The following is an 18,057-nucleotide window of genomic DNA, read 5'->3' on the forward strand; positions in this document are numbered from 1 at the left end:
TGCGAGGCGCGACAGGGTGGCCCCGTGACGCGCAACCCGGTTCAGCCGGGCAGGCCCTTCATCTCGATCTCGACGAAGGCGAAGGGCGTGTCGCCCTCGTTGATCACGTTGTGCTCCACCCCGGCCAGGCGGTCATAGGCGATGCCGGCCCTGATGGTGGCGGAGCCCGTCTGGCCCCCCGGCAGCTCCAGCGTCATGGTGCCGTCCGTCACCGGCACCACGACATAGGCCCAGCCATGGCGGTGCCAGCCCGTCTCCGCCCCCGGCGGAAAGTCCCAGCGCGTGACCCGGACACGCTCGTTGTCCGCCTGCACGGTGGCGACGGCGGGGACGCGGCAGCGCAGCGGCTCGCGGGCGGTCTGGTTCAAGGCGGGCTCCTCGGATGGCGGCGCCCGGGGGGCTGCCCCGGGGCTGGCGGCAGGCTGGCAGCAAGCGGCCGTGGCGTCACGCCCCGCCCCTCCCTCAGGCCGCTTCCTCCCGCTTTCCCTTGCCGGGAATGGCACCCGGTGCCGCCGCGGGCACCGCCTCCGGCGTCGCCGCCACGCGGCGCACGATGCGCATCGCCCGCGCCCGCGCCTGCTCCGGCCAGCGGCCCGGCCAGGCGGCGACGTGGTCCTCCAGCGCGCCCGCGTCGCGCTCGCTCACCACCCGGCCGCCGACCGAGACCCCGGCCTGGCGCACCGTGCCCGGATCGCCCGAGACGAGGGGGTGCCACCACGGCAGGTCCTGGCCATCCCGCACCAGGCGATAGGCGCAGGTGGGGGGCAGCCAGTCGATCTTCGCCAGCCGCGCGGGGGTCAGCTTCACGCAGTCGGGCACGCGCGACCGGCGGTTGGCATAGTCGCGGCACAGCCCCGTGCCGGTGTCGAGCAGGCGGCAGCCGACCTCCGTCCAGTGCAGCACGTCCGTATCCTCGTCGCGCAGCTTGTGCAGGCAGCAGCGACCGCAGCCGTCGCAGAGGGATTCCCACTCCGCGCGGCTCATCTGCGCCAGGGTCTTGCGCTTCCAGAAGGGCGTCGTCTCGTCGGCCATCGGCCCAACCTACGCTCCGGCGGCCGGTGGAAACCAGCGTCCAGCGCGCATTGCGGTCCCTGGCTGCCACCGTGGCCTGCGGGACGGTGGGGGCCTGCGGGAAGGCGGGCGCGGGGATGCAGCCGGCCATCCCGGGCCCCACCCCGATGGCCGACGCGGGCCCCGGGTCAGAGGATCGCGCCCTGCTCCCGCAGGGCCGCCCGCACCGCCTCCGCCGGCGCGCCCCCCGCCGCCTGCAGCGCGGCCGCCACCCCTGCCGCCTGGCCGGTGGCGAAGCCCGTCCCCATCACCCGGACGGAGCCATAGGCCTGGGCATCCGCTCCGATCAGCCGTCCGGCCAGCCAGAGGTTGTCCACCCCCGCCGCGCGCAGCGCATCCAGCGGCACGTCGAAGAACCCCGCCCCCCCGATCGGCTGGAAGGTCGGGCGGCCGGCCTCGCCATGCACCTCCATCGGCCAAGCGGCGCGCGCGACCGCGCAGGGGTCCCGGCGCCCCTCCAGCCCGGCCTGGCCGGTGAGGGTCCGCCGCGCCATGGGGCGGCGGGTCTCGCGGATGCCGAGCTGCGGCCCGGTGCCGATCAGATAGGCCCCCTCCGCCCCCGGCAGGCGGCGGAGCGCCCGGACGCACTCCCAGGCCAGGCGCCGCCCTTCCTGCTCCGCCCTGGTCAGCCCGGCCGCGCCGAGACCGTCCGTAGCCAGGTCGATCCCCATCCACCAGATCTCCTGCCCCATCGGCAGGCGGATGAAGGTGCCGCCCCCGGGCCGCAGCCGCGGGCCGGGATCGCCCGCCGCGTCCCGCGCCGCGTTGATGCCGGCCGCGAGGCCGGTCAGGGCGGCGCGGTCCGGTTCGGCCCCCGGCGGCACGCCGGCGACGCGGAAGGGAAAGGACGCCGCCTGGACCGCGTCGCCGCGCGCGGCATCCACATGGGAGGGCAGCCCGGCCAGGGCGGCGAGATCGCCCTCGCCGCTGGCATCGACGAAGGCCCTGGCGGCCATGCGCACGGTGCCGGCGTGATCGGTGGCCAGCACGGCGTGCAGCCGCTCCGGCGTCGCCTCCGCCCCGCTGGCCAGGGCGTGCAGCCGCAACGCGACACCGGCCTCGGCCAGCATCCCGTCCAGCACGAGCTTCAGCGCCTCCGGGTCGAACAGCACGATCCAGTTGCCGCTGGGCGAGCGGATAGGGGTGGTGTCGCAGCCCAGGGCCCGCAGCCGCGCCAGCACCTCCGCGCCGACGCCGCCCACCGCCGGCAGCGGCTCCGGCCCCTGGGCATAGAAGCCGCAATAGGAGAGCACGTTGGCATTGGTCGCCGCGCCGCCCAGGAAGCCATAGCGTTCCAGCAGCGCCACCCGCGCCCCGGCCCGTGCGGCACCGATGGCCGCCCCCACCCCGCCGGCACCGCCGCCGGCGACCACCACATCGAACCGTTCCTGGCTGGCCAAGCGGACGTCTCCCACGGCCCCGCGGCAAGCGGCGGGGCATGGCCGGCAGCCTGCCGCGCAATGGCCGGCCTGTCCCATCGCTTCCATGCGAAGGGAGATAACGCCGTCTTATACCAGGGGGTGCCGCCCCTCCGCGGGGCGGGACGGGACTGCCTGAAGACCCGCCGCGACGCGCCTCAGCCCGGCATGGCCGAAAGCGCGGAGAGCCATTCCCCCAGCTCCGGCACCAGGGCGGAATGCGGCCGCAGCCGGCACCAGTGCAGGTAGAGGGGGACCGGCTCGGATTCCGCCAGGGGCCGGACGACCAGCCCCTCCCGCTCCGCGCCGGTGGCGCTGAAGCTGTCCAGCACGGCGATGCCCGCCCCCTCGCGCACCAGGCCCAGGGCGGTCTCGCTGCTCCAGACATAGGCCCGGACCTGGCGCGCCACCTGGGCGCTGCGGAAGGCGCGGTCCAGCATGTCGCCGTGCACCGTGCCGCTCTCCCAGGAGATCAGCCGCTCGTCCGACAGGGCGGCCAACGGCAGCGCCGCCATCCCCGCCAGCCGGTGTCCCTCCGGCAGGGCGCAGACCAGCCGGCCGGCGGCGACCTGCCGGGTCTCGATCACCGGATCGTCCAGGGCGGCGAGCGTCACGACGCATTCCCCCTGCCCGAGGGCGAGGTAGTCCACCATCCGCGCCACGCCCACCTGATCGCAGTAGCAGCGCAGGTCGGGGCGCTGTGCCATCATCCGGGCCAGGGCACGCGGCACCAGGCGGCGCCCGACGCTGGGCGTGCTGCCCAGGCGTAGCAACGCGCGCTCGCCGCGCGCGATGGCCCGCATCACCGTGGCGAGGCGGTCGAACTGGCCGTAGACGCGCTGGACCTCCTCGAAGATCCGCTGCGCCTCCATGGTCGGCACCAGCCGGTTCGCGACCCGGTCGAACAGCCGGGCGCCCAGCACATCCTCCAGCCGGCGGATCACCGTGCTGACGGCGGGCTGCGACAGGTGCAACTGGCGTGCGGCGCCGCTGACGCTGCCGGCCAGCATCACGGCGCGGAAGGCCGCCACCTGCCGCTCCGTGATGGCGCCGCCGAGGCTCATGGGCCGGGCCATAGCACGGCGTTATGGACGGTGCAGCACTCGCTATTGGCGCCGGCAAGGGCGCATCGGGAGGATCGCCCCCGGCCCGGGAGAGGCCGTCCGGAGGAAATCCCCCCATGCCCATGACCCGCCGCTTCCTGGGAACCGCCCTGACGGCCCTGCCCCTGCTCGCCGTCCGTGGCGCCCGGGCCGAGGGCCCCGCCTGGCCGCAGCGCCCGGTGCGGGTGATCGTCCCCTTCCCCGCCGGCACCACCCCCGACATCTCCGCGCGCCCGGTGGCCCAGCATTTCGCAAAGGTCTTCGGCCAGCCCTTCGTGGTGGAGAACCGCAGCGGCGCCGGGGGCACGATCGGCGTCACTGCCCTGGCCCAGGCGGAGGACGGGCACACGATCGGCTTGGCCAATGCCGGGACCATCGCCACGGCCGGGGCGCTCTACCCCAACCTGCGCTACGACCCGGCGCGCGACCTGCGGCCGGTGGCGCTGCTGACCGCCAGCGACCTGGTCCTGGTGGTGGGCCCGGCCGTGCGGGCGCGCCGCCTCGCGGATTTCGTGGCCGAGGCCCGGAAGGCGCCGGAGGCCATCTCCTATGCCTCCGTCGGCATCGGCTCCGCGGGGCATCTGGGGATGGAGGAGCTGTCGCAGCGCGAGGGCAGCGCGATGAACCACGTGGTCTACCGGGGCTTCCCGGCGGCCGCGATCGACCTCGTCGCCGGCCGGGTCGGCGCCATGATCTGCCCCGTGACCACGGTGCTGGAGGCGGTGCGCCAGGGCCAGGCGACCGCCCTCGCCTCCACCGCCGCGACGCGCACGGCCCAGCTGCCGGAGGTGCCGACGCTGGTCGAATCCGGCATGGCCGGCTTCGTGCTGACCGGCTGGAACGGCCTCTTCGTCCCGAGCGCGATGCCACAGGCAGTAAGCAACCGGCTGGGAGAGGAGGCCTGCCGCGCCCTGGCCGAGCCGCAGACCCGTGCCACGCTGGAGGCGGCAGGCTTCACCCTGAGCTGCGACACGCCCGCCGCCTTCGCGCGCTTCGTCGCCGACGAGACGGAGCGCTGGGGTGGGCTGGTCCGGCGGCTCGGCCTGCGAGTGGAACTATAGGGGCACCCTCCCGCTCCGGCCTGCCCATACCGACAACGAGATGACCTGACCCGTGGCGCCGTGGTGTTCGGGCGGGGGACCGGGAGGGGACGCCGTCCCCTCCACGGACCCTCCCCTGCCGGGGCCACAAGCGGGCCCCGGACCCCGCTGGGAGTCTGGTGCTTCCGGTGAGCGTCAGCCTCCGGGCTGAACCCTGACGGAGCGCGGACAGGCGGGACTCTGAAAAAGCTTCAGAAGGCGTCAGCGAGGGCGGAGGCCGTACCCGCCGAGGAGCCAAGCTCCTCGGCGCCTCGACCCCATCGCAATCATCCGCGCGGCAGCGCCCTCCGGGTCCAGGGCCCGCAGGGTCCTGGCGGAGTGGGGGTATCGGGGGCGAGGCAGCGCCTTGCCCCCGGGCCACGGGCGCACCCCGCCGTCCGTATCAGGCGCTGGCCGCGTCCAGCGCCGCCATCGTGTCCGCATCCAGCCGCAGCGTGGCGCCGGCGATCAGCCCTTCCAGCTGCTCCAGGCTGGTGGCGCTGGCGATGGGGGCGGTGATGTCCGGCCGGGCGATGACCCAGGCCAGGGCAACCTGCCCTTGGGTGGCGCCCAGCTTCGCCGCGGCGGCGTCCAGCGCCGCCAGCACCCGCTCGCCGCGCGCGTCGAGGTATTTCTCCACCCCCTTGCCGCGCGGGCTCTTCGCCAGGTCCGCCTTGCTGCGGTACTTGCCGGTCAGGAAGCCCGCCGCCAGCGCGTGGTAGCTGATGACCCCCAGCCCGGCCTCGCGCACCACCGGGGCGGTGTCCGTCTCGAACTCGGCACGGTTCATCAGGTGGTAGGAGGGCTGGAGGGATTCGTAGCGCGGCAGGCCGTGCGATGCGGCGACCTCCAGCGCCTCCTTCAACCGGGCGCCGGAGTAGTTGGAGCAGCCGATGGCCCGCACCTTCCCGGCCTTGATCAGCTCGGCGAAGGTGGCCAGCGTGTCCTCCAGCGGCGTGTCCGGATCGTCCTTGTGGGCCTGGTAGAGGTCCACGTAATCCGTCTTCAGCCGCTGCAGGGAGGCGTCGATCTCCTTGCGGATCCAGGCCGGAGAAAGCCCCTCCTCGCCCGAGCCCATCTTCATCCCGACCTTGGTCAGGATCTTCACGTCGTCGCGCCGGCCGCGCCTGGCCAGCCAGTTGCCCAGCACCGTCTCGGACTCGCCGCCCTGATGGCCCGGCGCCCAGGCGGAATAGACATCCGCCGTGTCGATCGTGTCGAACCCCGCCTCCACCAGCCGGTCGAGCAGGCGGAAGGAGGTGGGCTCGTCCGCCGTCCAGCCCAGGACATTGCCGCCGAAGACGAAGGGCGGGACGGAGAGGCCCGAGCGGCCGAGCGGACGACGTTCCATGGGAAGGCTCCTGTGCGGCGTCCCACCGGGAGGGAGGGGACGGATGGCCGGGGCGGGCGGGGGCGCCCGGCCGGCCAGGCCGCCAGCATGCGCCCGGACCCGCGGGGGCGGAAACCCGCCTCCGCCGCCTTTCGGCGCGGGCCCCTGCACCGCCTCCGGTTTCGCCGGGCATGGCGCGCTTGACTCCGGCCGGGCCCTGTTGCCGATTCGTTCGTGATGCCCCTCGACCTCGCCATCCCCGAACGCACCCTCCTGGTCTGCCGCGCCGCCATGCGTCACTGCGCCCAACGCGGCTGGGCCCCGGTGGCGGAGGTGCCGATCCCCTGCGGCCGCCGGCTGGACATCATGGCGCTGACGCCCGAAGGCTGCCTCGTGGCCATCGAGGTGAAGAGCGGGCCGCGCGACTACCTTTCCGACGCCAAGTGGCGCGAGTACCGCGACTGGTGCGACCGGCTCTACTTCGCCGTGGACTGCGACTTCCCGCAGGCGCTGATCCCGGAGGAGGTCGGGCTGCTGGTCACCGACGGCTACGAGACGGCGATGGTGCGGGAGGCGCCGGAGACGCGGCTCGCCCCGGCGCGGCGGAAGTCGCTGCTGCACCGCTACGCCGTCATCGCCGCCGGGCGGCTGGCGGCGCTCTGCGACCCCGCCGGGGCGCAGGAGATGCGCGCCGCCCTGCGCTGCGAATAGCGCGGCCCCGGGGCGGAACGCAGCCCCGTTATGCCTGCGGTTACCCATCGGCGGGATCATGCGGCCGGACGGATGGCGCCGATGCGCGGCCGCCTGCCGCCCCTCCAGTACCGGTCCGGACCTGGCCGGGCCGGCCATGATGGGATGCCGCCATGCCAAGCAAGTTCCAGATCTCCGTCCGCGGCCGGCTGCTTGCCGCCTTCGGCGTGCTCCTGCTGCTGGGCTCCGCCAGCGGCGCGCTGAGCTTCCTCCAGCTGCGGGCCGTCTCCGCCGGCGTCGAGGAGTTGCACGGCAACTGGCTACCCTCCGTGCGCCTGCTGGAGCATGTCGCGACGGATGCCGCCCGGCTGCGCAGCGTCAGCCTCCGTCTCTTCGTGGCACCCGACGATGCCTCGCGCCGCGAGGAGGCGGAGCGACGCAGGGAGTTCATCAGCCGGGTCGCCCAGGGCATCGAGGGCTACCGGCCGCTCGCCGACACGCCGGAGGAGAAGCGGCTGCTCGAGCGGCTGCTGGAGCGATGGCAGGGCTACCTCGCCGCGGAGGACCGGGCCCTGGCCGCGGCGCAGCGCAGCCTGCCGGCGGTGGAGGCCTTCCTCGACGTGCAGGTCCAGCACTACCGCGGCGTCGTCGCCGTGCTGGACGAGCTGACGGCCATGAACGCCCGTGGCGCCAACGGGGCCCGGTCCGCGGCCGAGGCCGTCCAGGCCCGCGCGACGCTGCTCCTGGCGGGCAGCACCGCCCTGCTGCTGGTCGTCGCTCTCGTCTCCGCTTGGTGGCTCAACCGCGAGGTGGTCGCGCGGATCCTGCGGCTGCGCGGCAGCATGAGGCAGCTGGCCCGGCGCGACTACGCCTTCGACCTGCCCTGCGCCGCCCGTGCGGACGAGATCGGCGAACTGGCCCGCGCCATCGACGAGTGCCGCACCGGGCTGCGCGACGCGGATGCCCTGGTCGCCGCGCAGCAGGCGGAGCAGCAGGCGCGGCTGGCCCGTGCCGAGCAGATCTCCACCCTCGTCGGCCGCTTCGAGGCGGAAACGGCGGAGGTGCTGCGCGCCGTGGCTGCCGCCGCGACCGAGCTGGACGCCACCGCGGGCGAGATGACCGGCACCGCCCGGGACGGGACGGAGCGCGCCGGCTCGGTTGCCAGCGCGGCCGAGCAGGCCTCGGCCAATGTGCAGACCGTCGCCGCCGCGGCAGAGGAGCTGGCCGCCTCGATCGCCGAGGTCGCGCGGCAGGTCACCGACGGCGCCGCGGCCGCGCGGCAGGCGGCGGACGACGCCCGCGCCACCAACGCCACGGTCCAGGGACTGGCCGAGGCGGCAAGCCGGATCGGCGAGGTGGTGCGACTGATCGGCGACATCGCCGGACAGACCAACCTGCTGGCCTTGAATGCCACGATCGAGGCGGCCCGGGCTGGCGAGGCCGGCAAGGGCTTCGCCGTGGTGGCGGGCGAGGTGAAGGGGCTGGCGGCGCAGACGGCGAAGGCGACCCAGGAGATCGCCGCCCAGATCGAGGCGATGCAGGGGGAGACGCGGCGCACCGTGGAGGCGATCGCCGGCATTGCCCGCACCATCGAGCGGATGGATTCCAACACCGCCGCCATGGCCGCCGCCGCCGAGCAGCAGGCCAGCGCCACGCAGGAGATCGGCCGCGCCGTGGCCGAGGCCGCGGCCGGAACCCAGGACGCCTCGCGTCATGCCGCCGGCGTCAGTGAGGGCGCGCAGCGGACCGGTGCCGCCGCCAGCCAGGTGCGCACCGCTTCCAGCGAGCTGGCGCGGCAGGCGGAGGAACTGCGCGGGCAGGTCGACACCTTCCTGGCCGGGCTGCGCGCCGCCTGAACCTGCCCCCGGGTCCCGGCAAAGGGCTCCAGGAGCCGTCATACGGACAGCGGGATGTCCCCTGTCCGTGCCGGCGCCGGGTGCGCCCGTGGCCCGGGGGCAAGGCTCCGCCTCGCCCCCGGGCCCCCACTCCGCCAGGACCCTACGGGCCCTGGACCCGATCAGCGCTGCCGCGGGACAGTCTGCGACGGGGTCACGGCGCCGAGGAGCTTGGCTCCTCGGCGGGTACGGTGTCCGTTCTCGCTGACGCCTTTGACGCTTCTTTCAGAGTCCCGCCTGTCCGCGCTCTCCCCGGAATCAGCCCGCAGGCTGACTCCTACCGCGTAGAGCCAACTCCCAGCGGGGACCGGGGCCCGCTTGTGGCCCCGGCAGGGGAGGGTCCGTGGAGGGGACGGCGTCCCCTCCCGGTCCGACGCCCGAACACCACAGCATGACGGATCAGCTCCATCCCGCTGTCGGGATCAGATCTGCATGTCGAGCCCGCGCAGCCGCGCCGCCAGCCAGGACGCATAGGCGTCGGTCATGCCCGCCACGAAGTCGACCGCGCAGCGCATGATCTCGCTGTGGCTCATCCCCGGCCGGGGACGGTAGTCGAGCAGCAGCGAGAGGGCCTGCTTCTGCCGCAGGTTCAGTCGCTCCTCCCCCAGCTGGGCGAAGGCCATGCAGGCGGGGAGAAAGACGCTCAACGCCTTGTCCAGCACGTCATGCGCGCCGATCTCGAACTCCACCTTGCGCGCGTTGAAGTAGACCACGTCCTGCATCTGCTTGCGCGCCGCCTCGAAGCTCGCCGAAAGCTCGGGCTCCGACACGTCCAGCAGCTCGGGCAGCCCGTCGCCGGCCTGCATCTCGCCCGCCAGGATCACGCCGCGATGCGCGACGAAGGCCTCGGTCAGCGCATCGAGCAGGTGGCGGATGGCATGCGCGCGCAGCAGGGAGATGCGACCCACATCGTCCAGCTCCTGCGCCAGGCGCGCGGCGGTCAGCTGCGTCATCGGCTGGATCAGCTCGCGGTAGTCGGCGAAGCGGATGATGCCCAGCTCCACCGCATCCTCCAGGTCGGCGAGCGTGTAGACGATGTCGTCCGCGGCTTCCATGATCCACACCGCCGGATGGCGCGGCAGCGGGCCGGACAGGCCGCAGGCCGCGCGCACCTGCTCGAACAACGCGCGTTCCGTGGCGAAGACGTTGAACTTCACCCCCGGGCGCCCCTCCCGGCCGGCGCGCGGATCGGCGCCTTCCCACGGGTATTTCAGGAAGGCGCCCAGCGTCGCCATGGTCAGGCGCAGACCCCCGTCGCCGCGATAGCCGTCCGCCGCCGCCAGGATGCGGAAGCCCTGGGCGTTGCCGTCGAAATGCGCGAGGTCGGCATCGAGGTCGAGCCCGCTCGCCGCCCCCTCCGCCGCCAGCCAGCGCGACAGCCGGGCGGCGATCACCTCCTCGCCCGCATGGCCGAAGGGCGGATTGCCGATGTCGTGCGCCAGGCACACCGCCTGCACCAGATAGCCCATGTCGTCCGGGCTGCGCCCCGCCGCCGCCAGATCCCCGCGCAGCCGGGTGCCGATCGCATAGCCGAGCGAGCGCCCGACCGAGGCCACCTCCAGCGTGTGCACCAGCCGGTTGCGGACATGCGCGTTGAAGGGCAGCGGATGCACCTGGGTCTTCTGCTGCAGCCGCCGGAAGGGGCGCGAGAAGACGATGCGGTCCTGGTCGGTCTGGAACGGGTTGCGGTTGGCCTCGTCACGCGGCGGCTTCGGGTCCCCCAGGCGGCGCGTCTCGAACAGCGCTCTCCAATCCATCGCACCGCCTTCCTGGCCGCCCGCCGTACCGCCGGTTGCGGGCGCGCGGGCCTCTGCCTGTTCAGGAAGCGCGAAAACGCCCCGCCGGCAAGGGCAGGCCCGCCGGCACCCGGCGGAGGGGCCCCGGGAGCGGCAGCGCCTCTCCCGGGGGCCGGCCCGGCAGGGCAACGCCGGCCGGCGCCGGGGGGGCCTCAGCGCGGCACCGTCACCTCCACCTTGAGCGCGGCGTACCAGGCGGCGAGGTCGGCGATCTGCGTGTCGGTGAGCTGCTGCGCGACCACCTTCATCTGCTCGTTGTCGCGCTGGCCCGCGCGGAAGGCGCGAAGCTGGGTCGCGAGGTAGAGCGGGTTCTGCCCAGCGAGGTTCGGCGCATCCGGCTGCACGGCGATGCCGTCATTGCCGTGGCAGGCGGCGCAGAGGCCCCCTGCCACGCGGCGTCCCGCCCGCGCGTCGCCCGGCTGCTGCGCCAGGGAGGGCCCGGCGAGCGCGGCCCCCAGGGCGAGCGCCAGCGCCACGCGGGCGAGCATCAGTTCCGCGCCCCGTAGGAGATGCGGTAGATCGCCCCCGCCGCGTCGTCGGAGACGAGGAGCGAGCCGTCGCCGAGCTGCGCGACATCCACCGGGCGGCCGCTGTACTCGTTGGTCTCCGCGTCCAGCCAGCCTTCGGCGAAGGGCTTGCTCTCCTTCACCGTGCCGTCCGGGTTCAGGAAGGTCACCATCACCCGCGCGCCGACGGGGGTGGTGCGGTTCCAGGAGCCGTGCTGCGCGTCGAAGATCGCGCCGCGGTACTCGGCCGGGAACATGCGGCCGGTGTAGAAGGTCATACCGAGGTCGGCCGCGTGCGGCGCCATCTCCACCACCGGCGGCACGGTACCGGCGGGCGGGGTGCTGTTCTGGTACTCGACCGTGCGGACGCTGCCGCCGCCGTACCAGGGGAAGCCGAAATTCTGCCCGGCCTGGGTGATGCGGTTCAGCTCGCCCGGGGGCTGGTCGTCGCCCATGCCGTCCACCTGGTTGTCGGTGAACCACAGCTCGTTCGTGCCGGGGCGGAAGGCGATGCCGACGGAGTTGCGGATGCCGGTGGCGTAGATCTCGCGGTTCGACCCGTCGCGGTCCATGCGGATGATGCCGCCCATGCCCGCGCCGAAGATGTGCTCGCGCAGGTTCGGCGGCGGCACGTTGAAGCGCTGGCCGAGCGCGACGTACAGCTTGTTGTCCGGCCCGATGCGGCAGACGCGGGCGCCGTGGTTGAAGCTCTCGTCCTCCACCGGGATGAGCTGGCCCTGCGGCACCACCGTCGCGGTCGCGACGTCCGGGCTCTCGTAGAAGAACTCCGCCGCCGGGAAGGCGAGGATGCGGTTGTGCTCGACGACGTAGAGGATGCCGTCGGGGCTGAAGCACAGGCCGTTGGGGACGTTGAAGGCGATCGAGGGGGCGAAGACCTTCACCTCGTCGGCGACGCGGTCGCGGTCGCGATCCGTCACCGCCCAGACGCGCTGCTTGCGGGTGCCGACGAAGACGACGCCTGCCGTGCCCACCGCCATGTGCCGCGCATCGGGCACGAGGGCGTAGAGCTCGATGCGGAAGCCCTCGGGCAGGCGGATGGCCTGGAGGTTGCGGCGGATCGCGTCGGCGCGGCGGCCGTCCTGCGGCACCGTCTCGATCTCGCGGGCGGTGTTGGTGGTGCGGAAGCCCTGCAGCCGGTCGAGGTTCTGCTGATCGGGGCGTCCGGCGGGCGGGGCGGCACCCGAGGCGCCCCCCTGGGCGGCGGAACCGGGGGGCGCGGGCTGGGCCAGGACGGGGGCGGCGGCCAGCAACGCGGCCGCGACGCCGGCCGCGCGGATACCGGGAAGCTTCATGGACGTTCCTCCTCGGGCGGCCTGTTCCGGCCGTCCCGGCGCCAGCCTGCGCGGGGCCCGCGCGGCGTGCAAATGAGGATCGTGTCATCTCCCGGAACGCGAAGCCCCTGCCCGGGCCTCGCGCGGGCATCAGCTGCGGATGCGCGCCACCGTCGCCGTGGTGCTGTTGCCGGGCAGCAGCTCGGCCAGCCTGACCATCCCGCCCCATTCGGACAGCAGCTCGCCGCCCACCACCTGGTCCACGCGGTAGTCGGCGCCCTTGATCAGCACGTCGGGACGGATCGCGCGGATCAGCTCGACGGGCGTGTCCTCGTCGAAGACGGTGACGAGGTCGATCGTGGCCAGGGAGGCCAGCACCGCGGCCCGCGCCGCCTCGCCCTGCACCGGCCGGGTCGGGCCCTTCAGCCGTGCGACGGAGGCGTCCGAGTTCAGCCCGACGATCAGCCGGTCGCACCAGCTCCGCGCCTGCTCCAGCAGGTGGACATGGCCCGGGTGCAGCAGGTCGAAGCAGCCGTTGGTGAAGCCGATGCGCCAGCCGCGCTGCCGCCAGCGCTCCGCCTGCTCCACCGCCGCGGCGCGCGACACCACCTTGCGCAGCGCACCGCGCTCGGGCGCCAGTGCCTCCAGCAGGTCCTGCTCGCGCGCGACGGCGGTGCCGACCTTGCCGACGACGATTCCGGCCGCGATGTTGGCGAGCCGCGCGCCGACCGGCAGCGGCAGGCCGGCGGCCAGCGCCGCCGCGGCCACGGCCGCCACCGTGTCGCCGGCGCCGGAGACGTCGTGCACCTCCGCCGCCTCGGCGGGGAAATGGTGCACCCCTTCGCCATCCAGCAGCGTCATGCCGTCCTCGCTGCGGGTGACGAGGACGGCGCCGAAGCCGTGCCGGTCGCGCAGCGCGCGGGCGGCCTCGACCAGCGCGGCCTCGCTGTCCACGGACAGTCCGGTGGCCAGGTGCAGCTCCGCCCGGTTCGGGGTGATCAGGTCGGCCCCGGCGTAGCGGCCGTAATCCTCGCCCTTCGGATCCACCACGACCTTGCGCCCGGCGGCGCGGGCGGCGGCGATCAGCCGCTCCGTCACCTCGGCGGTCAGCACGCCCTTGCGGTAGTCGGACAGCACCATGACGCGGGTCGCGGCCACGGTGTCCTGGGCGATGCGCACCAGCCGGTCGGCGAGGCGGGGGTGGATGTCGCCACGCGCGTCGTGGTCGGCGCGCATGATCTGCTGGCCCATGGCGACGTAGCGGGTCTTGGTGGTGGTGGCGCGGCCACCCTGCACCAGCAGCCAGGGCTCCACCCCTGGCTGGCCGCCGATGAGCGCCGTCAGGTCCGACCCCGCCTGGTCGTCGCCCACCACGGAGAGGAAGGCGACGGGCGTGCCGAGGGCGGTGAGGTTGCGCACTACGTTGCCGGCGCCGCCGGGCATGGCGACCTCGCGCTCCACCGCCAGCACCGGGATCGGCGCCTCCGGCGAGACTCGGGTCACCCTGCCGTAGACGAAACGGTCGAGCATGGCGTCGCCGACCACGAGGACGGAAGCGCGCTTGAGGGCACGCACGGCCTCGGCGAGGTCGACGGGAGGGGTCTGGTCCGGCTGCGGGCCGCTCATCGGGTCTCGGTAGCCGAAGGTCACAGGCGGACACAAGCCGCCCTCGCCGGGAATGCGCCGGGCGGTGCGGGCATCAGCGATGCCTTAACGCATGGCCGTCAGGCTTGCGGCGCGCCATGCCCCCCGATGCCGACACCGCCGCGAGGACCGCGGCCCGCCCCGCCAGCCCGCCGCCGGACAGGGCGGCGGCCCTGCCCTGCCTGGCTGTCGCCCCGCCCCCACGCCCCCCCGGCCGCCCCGCCGCCGAGGCGTGGAACGGGGAGGCGGAGCGGCGGCGGGTGGCGCTGGCCCTGATGCAGGAGGCGGCGCGTGGCCAGGGCGGGCAGGTGACGGAGGAACCGCTCAGCGGCGCGCTGCTGCTGCGCGCGCCGCAGCCGGTGCTGGACCGGACGGCCACCGTGCTGGCGCCGCTCTTTTCCGGGCGGGTCAGCCTGCTCGCCCCGCGCGCGGCCCTGTCGCGGCCCCCGCCCCCGCGCCCGGCCGAGCCGGTGCTGCTGGAGCGGCGGCCGATCCTGGGGCTGGCCAGCGGCGCCGCGCCGCGTCTCGCCGGGCTGCGGCTGGTGCTGCCGCGGGAATGGCCAGGGATGAACGCGACGGCACCCGCCCATCTGCGGCGCCACGCCGCCGACCGCCTGCTGCAGCGGGCGGCCGAGGCGCTCGCCGCGCCCGGCGGGGCGGAGCGCCTGCTGGGCGAGGTCCCGGACACCCCGCTGCACCTGGACCGGCCCCTCGCCCCGCTGCCGCCCCCGCCGGGGCTTGCTTCGCTGCCGGTGCTGCCCGTGCTGCCCCTGGCACGGCTCGCCGAGGGGATGCCGGCGGGCCCCTTCGGCGTCGCCGGCATGCGGGAGGCGCTGCTGGAGCTTTGCGAGCCCAGCGCGGTGCCGGGGGCCGTGGTGCACCTGGCCTTCGATCCAGACCTGGCGCGCCAGCCGGGGCTGGTAGCGGCGCTGGAACCCGGCCGGCTGGTGCTGGAGGGGGTGGCGGAGGAGTGGGTGCTGTCCTGGGGCCTGTCCCTCGGCATCGGCCGCTTCACCGGCCCCTGGGCCGAGCGGCTGCTGGAGGAGGCGGCATGACGGCCCTGGCCCTGCCGCCCGCCGCACCGCGCCCCGCGCCGGCCCTGGGCCGCGCCCTGCCCGGGGCGCTTCCCGCCGTGGTGCCGCCCCCCGCCCCCACCGGCCCCGATGGCGGCCCGGCGGAGCTGATGGAGCTGGTGCGCGACAGCCTGGCCAGCGGCGCGTCGCGCGACGTGCTGTGGCTGCGCTTCTCCGCCATGCCGCCCTCCCTCGACCGGCCGCACCACCGCCGCCTGCTGCGGGAGGCGGCGATGCCGCGGCGCGGCCAGCCCTGCCGCCTGTTCCGCCTGCCCGATGGCGACCTGGTGGTGGTCACCCTGCCCTCGCACCAGCCGCTGGAAGCGGCCCTGGCCCAGGCCCGCGCCGCCCTGTCCGGCGCGGTGCAGGAGGAAGCGCTCGGCCAGGTGCTGCGCGGCATGCGCCTGCCGCAGGAGGCGGCGGCGCTGCTGGCGGCGGTCGAGGAATGCCTCAGCCCCACGCGCCCGGCCCGGGCCGCGGCGCCGGCCCCGCCGCTCGACCCCGCCTCCCTGGCGGCGGCCGAGCAGGCGCTGGCGCAGGCGGATGTCTGGCCGCTGCACGCCCGCCAGATGGTCTGCCGCCTCTGCCCGGAGACCGGCGCGGTGCAGGCGCTGCGCGAGGATGTCCGCCCCCTGCCCGGTGCCGTGGCCGAGCGGCTGCTGGCCGGGCGCGATGCCGCCGCCTCGCCCGCCCTGGCATCCCGGCTGGCGGAGGCGATCGCGGCGCGGCTGCTCGCCTCGCTGGCCCGGCCGGAATGGCGCGGGCGGCCCCGCCCGCTGCACCTGCCGCTGCCGGTCGCCGGGCTGACCTCCCCCGCCTTCCTGCGGCTCGACGCCATCCTGCCGCGCACCGCCAAGCCGATGCTGATGCTGGGCATCGCCGCGGCGGAGATCCTGGCGGACCCCCCGGCCTTCCGCTTCGCGCGCGACTTCGCCCGCGGCCAGGGCTACCGCCTGGCCCTGGAGGTGCCGGGGCCGGCGGCCCTTGTGCTGATGCCGCCAACACGGCTGGGGGTGGAGGCGGTGCGCATCCCCTTCTCCCCGGCCCTGACCGCCGACCCCGCCCCGCTCACGCGGCTGGCGGCGCAGGCGCAGCGTGGCGGCGCGGTCCAGGTGGTGCTGGCCGGGGCCGACAGCGCCGCCGCCATCGCCTGGGGCTGGGAGAACGGGCTGCGCGTCTTCCAGGGGCGGCTGGTGCAGCGCGCGCGGGGCTGACGCCCGGCCGTGCGGGGGCATATGCGGAAGCATGCAGCCCGCGATCCAGGCCGAATCCCTGACCAAGCGCTACGGCGACGACCCGGAGGCGCCACCGGCGGTGGAGAACCTGTCCTTCTCCCTGCCGCGCGGGGCCACCTGGGGGCTCCTGGGCGGCAATGGCGCGGGCAAGAGCACGACCATCGCCATGCTGCTCGGCCTGCTGCTGCCGAGCGCCGGGCGGGTCACGGTGCTGGGGCACGACATGGCGCGCGACCGCTTCCGGGCGCTGGCGCGGATGAACTTCTCCTCTCCCTACGTCGCCCTGCCCTCGCGGCTGAGCGTGCGGGAGAACCTGATGGTCTATGCCCATCTCTACGACGTGCGGCAGGCGGACCGGCGCATCGCGGCGCTGAGCGAGGAGCTGGCGCTGGGCGAGTTCCTGGACCGGCCGGCCGGGCAGCTCTCCGCCGGGCAGAAGACCCGCGCGGCGCTGGCCAAGTCGCTGCTGAACCGCCCCGACCTGCTGCTGCTGGACGAGCCGACGGCGAGCCTCGACCCCGACACCGCCGACTGGGTGCGCGGCATGCTGGAGCGCTACCGGCAGGAGAGCGGCTGCGCCATCCTGCTGGCGAGCCACAACATGGCGGAGGTCGAGCGGCTCTGCGGCCGCGTCCTGATGCTCAAGCGCGGGCGGCTGGTGGACGAGGGCAGCCCGGAGGAGCTGCTGCGCCGCTACGGCCGCGACGACCTGGAGGAGGTGTTCCTCGACATCGCCCGCGACCGCGTGCGGGAGGAGGTGTGATGCCCGCCGGGCTCCCCGCCTCCCTGCGCCGCGTCTGGGGGCTGGTCTACCGCCACCTCGCGCTGTTCCGCCGATCCTGGCCGCGCCTGCTGGAGCTGATGTACTTCCCCGTGCTGCAGATGCTGATCTGGGGCTTCATGACCGCCTGGATCGCGGGCGCCGGGGCGGGGCGGCTGCCGCAGGCCGGGGCGGGCGGGCTGGCCGTCGCCGCCGCCGGGGCGCTGCTGGGCGGCGTGCTGCTGTGGGAGGTGGCGCTGCGCAGCCAGATGGGCTTCGCCATCTCCTTCCTGGAGGAGATCTGGTCGCGCAACCTCGGCCACCTCTTCGTCTCGCCGCTGCGCCCGCGCGAGCTGGTGGGGGCGCTGATGGTGGTGAGCCTGCTGCGCATGCTGATCGGCGTGCTGCCGGCGATGCTGCTGGCCTGGCTGCTCTACGGCTTCGGCCTCTGGCGGCTCGGGCCGGTGGTCGTGCTGTTCTTCGCCGCCCTGATGGTGCTGGGCTGGGCGGTGGCGCTGGGGGTGACGGCGATGGTCCTGCGTCACGGCGCGGGGGCGGAGAGCCTGGCCTGGTCGCTGATGTTCGGGCTCGCCCCCTTCGCCGCGGTCTTCTATCCCGTCGCCGCCCTGCCCGGCTGGGTGCAGCCCTTCTCCCTGGCGCTGCCGGCGACCCATGTCTTCGAGGGCATGCGCGCCGCGCTGCTGGAAGGGCGCATCGCCTGGGGGCATCTGGGCGCGGCCTTCGCCCTGGACGCGCTGTGGCTGGCGGCGATGGCCGCCGTCTTCCTGGCGGAGTTCCGCCGCGCCCGCCGCACCGGCGCGCTGCTCAACGTCGGGGAGTAGGCGTACCGCCGGCCCCGGCACCACATCCGGATCATACCGCTGGCGGGATGACCTGACCCGTCGTGCTGTGGTGTTTGGGCGTCGGACCGGGAGGGGACGCCGGCCTGCGGCATCGACGCCGTGCGTCGATCCCCGTCCCAGACCCTCCCCTGCCGGCCACAAGCGGGCCCCGGACCCCGCTGAGAGTCTGGTACTTCCGGTAGTGTCAGCCTCCGGGCTCAACCCTGACAGAACGCGGACAGGCGGGACTCCAGAATAGCTTTGAAGGCGTCAGCGAGGGCGACGGCCGTACCCGCCGAGGAGCATGGCTCCTCGGCGCCTTG

General features: G+C 74.8%; 16 protein-coding genes. 7 read left to right on the plus strand and 9 right to left on the minus strand.

Annotation, left to right across the window (positions count from 1 at the left end; genetic code table 11):
• Positions 1-41 precede the first annotated feature (41 nt).
• The 4 genes from LPC08_RS14545 to LPC08_RS14560 all read right to left on the minus strand — a co-directional run bounded on the left by LPC08_RS14545 (position 42) and on the right by LPC08_RS14560 (position 3,553).
• The gene (locus tag LPC08_RS14545) at positions 42-368 is read right to left on the minus strand and encodes a cupin domain-containing protein (protein WP_304622028.1); all 327 of its coding nucleotides are present in this window, start codon (positions 366-368) and stop codon (positions 42-44) included.
• A 94-nt stretch (positions 369-462) separates the two neighbouring features.
• Positions 463-1,032 carry a YcgN family cysteine cluster protein gene (locus tag LPC08_RS14550; RefSeq protein ID WP_230448965.1) on the minus strand — a complete coding sequence of 190 codons (570 nt, stop codon included), beginning with the start codon at positions 1,030-1,032 and terminating at the stop codon, positions 463-465.
• A gap of 167 nt (positions 1,033-1,199) precedes the next feature.
• A complete protein-coding gene (locus LPC08_RS14555; RefSeq protein WP_230448966.1) occupies positions 1,200-2,471 on the minus strand; it encodes an FAD-dependent oxidoreductase in 1,272 nt (423 codons plus the stop codon).
• A gap of 176 nt (positions 2,472-2,647) precedes the next feature.
• Entirely contained in the window at positions 2,648-3,553 is a 906-nt protein-coding gene (locus LPC08_RS14560; RefSeq protein WP_230448967.1) for a LysR family transcriptional regulator, read from the minus strand.
• 116 nt (positions 3,554-3,669) lie between these two features.
• Here LPC08_RS14560 and LPC08_RS14565 point away from each other — a divergent pair, with 116 nt between their 5' ends.
• Positions 3,670-4,653: a Bug family tripartite tricarboxylate transporter substrate binding protein gene (locus LPC08_RS14565; protein WP_230448968.1), complete on the plus strand. Its 984-nt coding sequence runs from the start codon at positions 3,670-3,672 to the stop codon at positions 4,651-4,653.
• Positions 4,654-5,074: 421 nt separating this feature from the next.
• Here LPC08_RS14565 and LPC08_RS14570 read toward each other — a convergent pair whose 3' ends face one another.
• Complete coding sequence (locus tag LPC08_RS14570; protein WP_230448969.1) at positions 5,075-6,022, minus strand: aldo/keto reductase; 948 nt, start codon at positions 6,020-6,022, stop codon at positions 5,075-5,077.
• Positions 6,023-6,238: 216 nt separating this feature from the next.
• Here LPC08_RS14570 and LPC08_RS14575 point away from each other — a divergent pair, with 216 nt between their 5' ends.
• Both LPC08_RS14575 and LPC08_RS14580 read left to right on the plus strand, forming a co-directional pair.
• Positions 6,239-6,712, plus strand: coding sequence for an MmcB family DNA repair protein (locus tag LPC08_RS14575; RefSeq protein ID WP_230448970.1), 474 nt, complete (start codon positions 6,239-6,241; stop codon positions 6,710-6,712).
• Positions 6,713-6,864: 152 nt separating this feature from the next.
• Positions 6,865-8,547, plus strand: a complete 1,683-nt coding sequence (locus tag LPC08_RS14580; RefSeq protein ID WP_230448971.1) for a methyl-accepting chemotaxis protein — start codon at positions 6,865-6,867, stop codon at positions 8,545-8,547.
• A 461-nt stretch (positions 8,548-9,008) separates the two neighbouring features.
• On the opposite strand, the gene dgt is transcribed toward LPC08_RS14580, so the two are convergent.
• From dgt to rfaE1, 4 genes are all read right to left on the minus strand, one after another.
• Positions 9,009-10,343: a dGTP triphosphohydrolase gene (gene dgt, locus LPC08_RS14585; protein WP_230448972.1), complete on the minus strand. Its 1,335-nt coding sequence runs from the start codon at positions 10,341-10,343 to the stop codon at positions 9,009-9,011.
• 191 nt (positions 10,344-10,534) lie between these two features.
• Complete coding sequence (locus LPC08_RS14590) at positions 10,535-10,870, minus strand: c-type cytochrome (protein ID WP_230448973.1); 336 nt, start codon at positions 10,868-10,870, stop codon at positions 10,535-10,537.
• Entirely contained in the window at positions 10,870-12,201 is a 1,332-nt protein-coding gene (locus LPC08_RS14595) for a PQQ-dependent sugar dehydrogenase (protein ID WP_230448974.1), read from the minus strand. The genes LPC08_RS14590 and LPC08_RS14595 overlap by 1 nt, the downstream gene beginning before the upstream one ends.
• 129 nt (positions 12,202-12,330) lie before the next feature.
• Entirely contained in the window at positions 12,331-13,806 is a 1,476-nt protein-coding gene (rfaE1, locus tag LPC08_RS14600; protein WP_230448975.1) for a D-glycero-beta-D-manno-heptose-7-phosphate kinase, read from the minus strand.
• A gap of 116 nt (positions 13,807-13,922) precedes the next feature.
• On the opposite strand from rfaE1, the gene LPC08_RS14605 reads away from it, so the two are divergent.
• The 4 genes from LPC08_RS14605 to LPC08_RS14620 are packed head-to-tail and all read left to right on the plus strand — an operon-like array spanning position 13,923 to position 17,734.
• Positions 13,923-14,879, plus strand: coding sequence for a hypothetical protein (locus LPC08_RS14605; RefSeq protein ID WP_230448976.1), 957 nt, complete (start codon positions 13,923-13,925; stop codon positions 14,877-14,879).
• A complete protein-coding gene (locus LPC08_RS14610; RefSeq protein WP_230448977.1) occupies positions 14,876-16,111 on the plus strand; it encodes a hypothetical protein in 1,236 nt (411 codons plus the stop codon). The genes LPC08_RS14605 and LPC08_RS14610 overlap by 4 nt, the downstream gene beginning before the upstream one ends.
• Positions 16,112-16,142: 31 nt before the next feature.
• On the plus strand, positions 16,143-16,895 hold the full coding sequence (locus LPC08_RS14615) for an ABC transporter ATP-binding protein (RefSeq protein ID WP_230448978.1): 753 nt from the start codon (positions 16,143-16,145) through the stop codon (positions 16,893-16,895).
• Entirely contained in the window at positions 16,895-17,734 is an 840-nt protein-coding gene (locus tag LPC08_RS14620) for an ABC transporter permease (protein ID WP_230448979.1), read from the plus strand. The genes LPC08_RS14615 and LPC08_RS14620 overlap by 1 nt, the downstream gene beginning before the upstream one ends.
• Positions 17,735-18,057 lie beyond the last annotated feature (323 nt).

Origin of the sequence: Roseomonas sp. OT10, from assembly GCF_020991085.1 — a bacterium.
Classification (GTDB): Bacteria; Pseudomonadota; Alphaproteobacteria; order Acetobacterales; family Acetobacteraceae; genus Roseomonas; species Roseomonas cutis.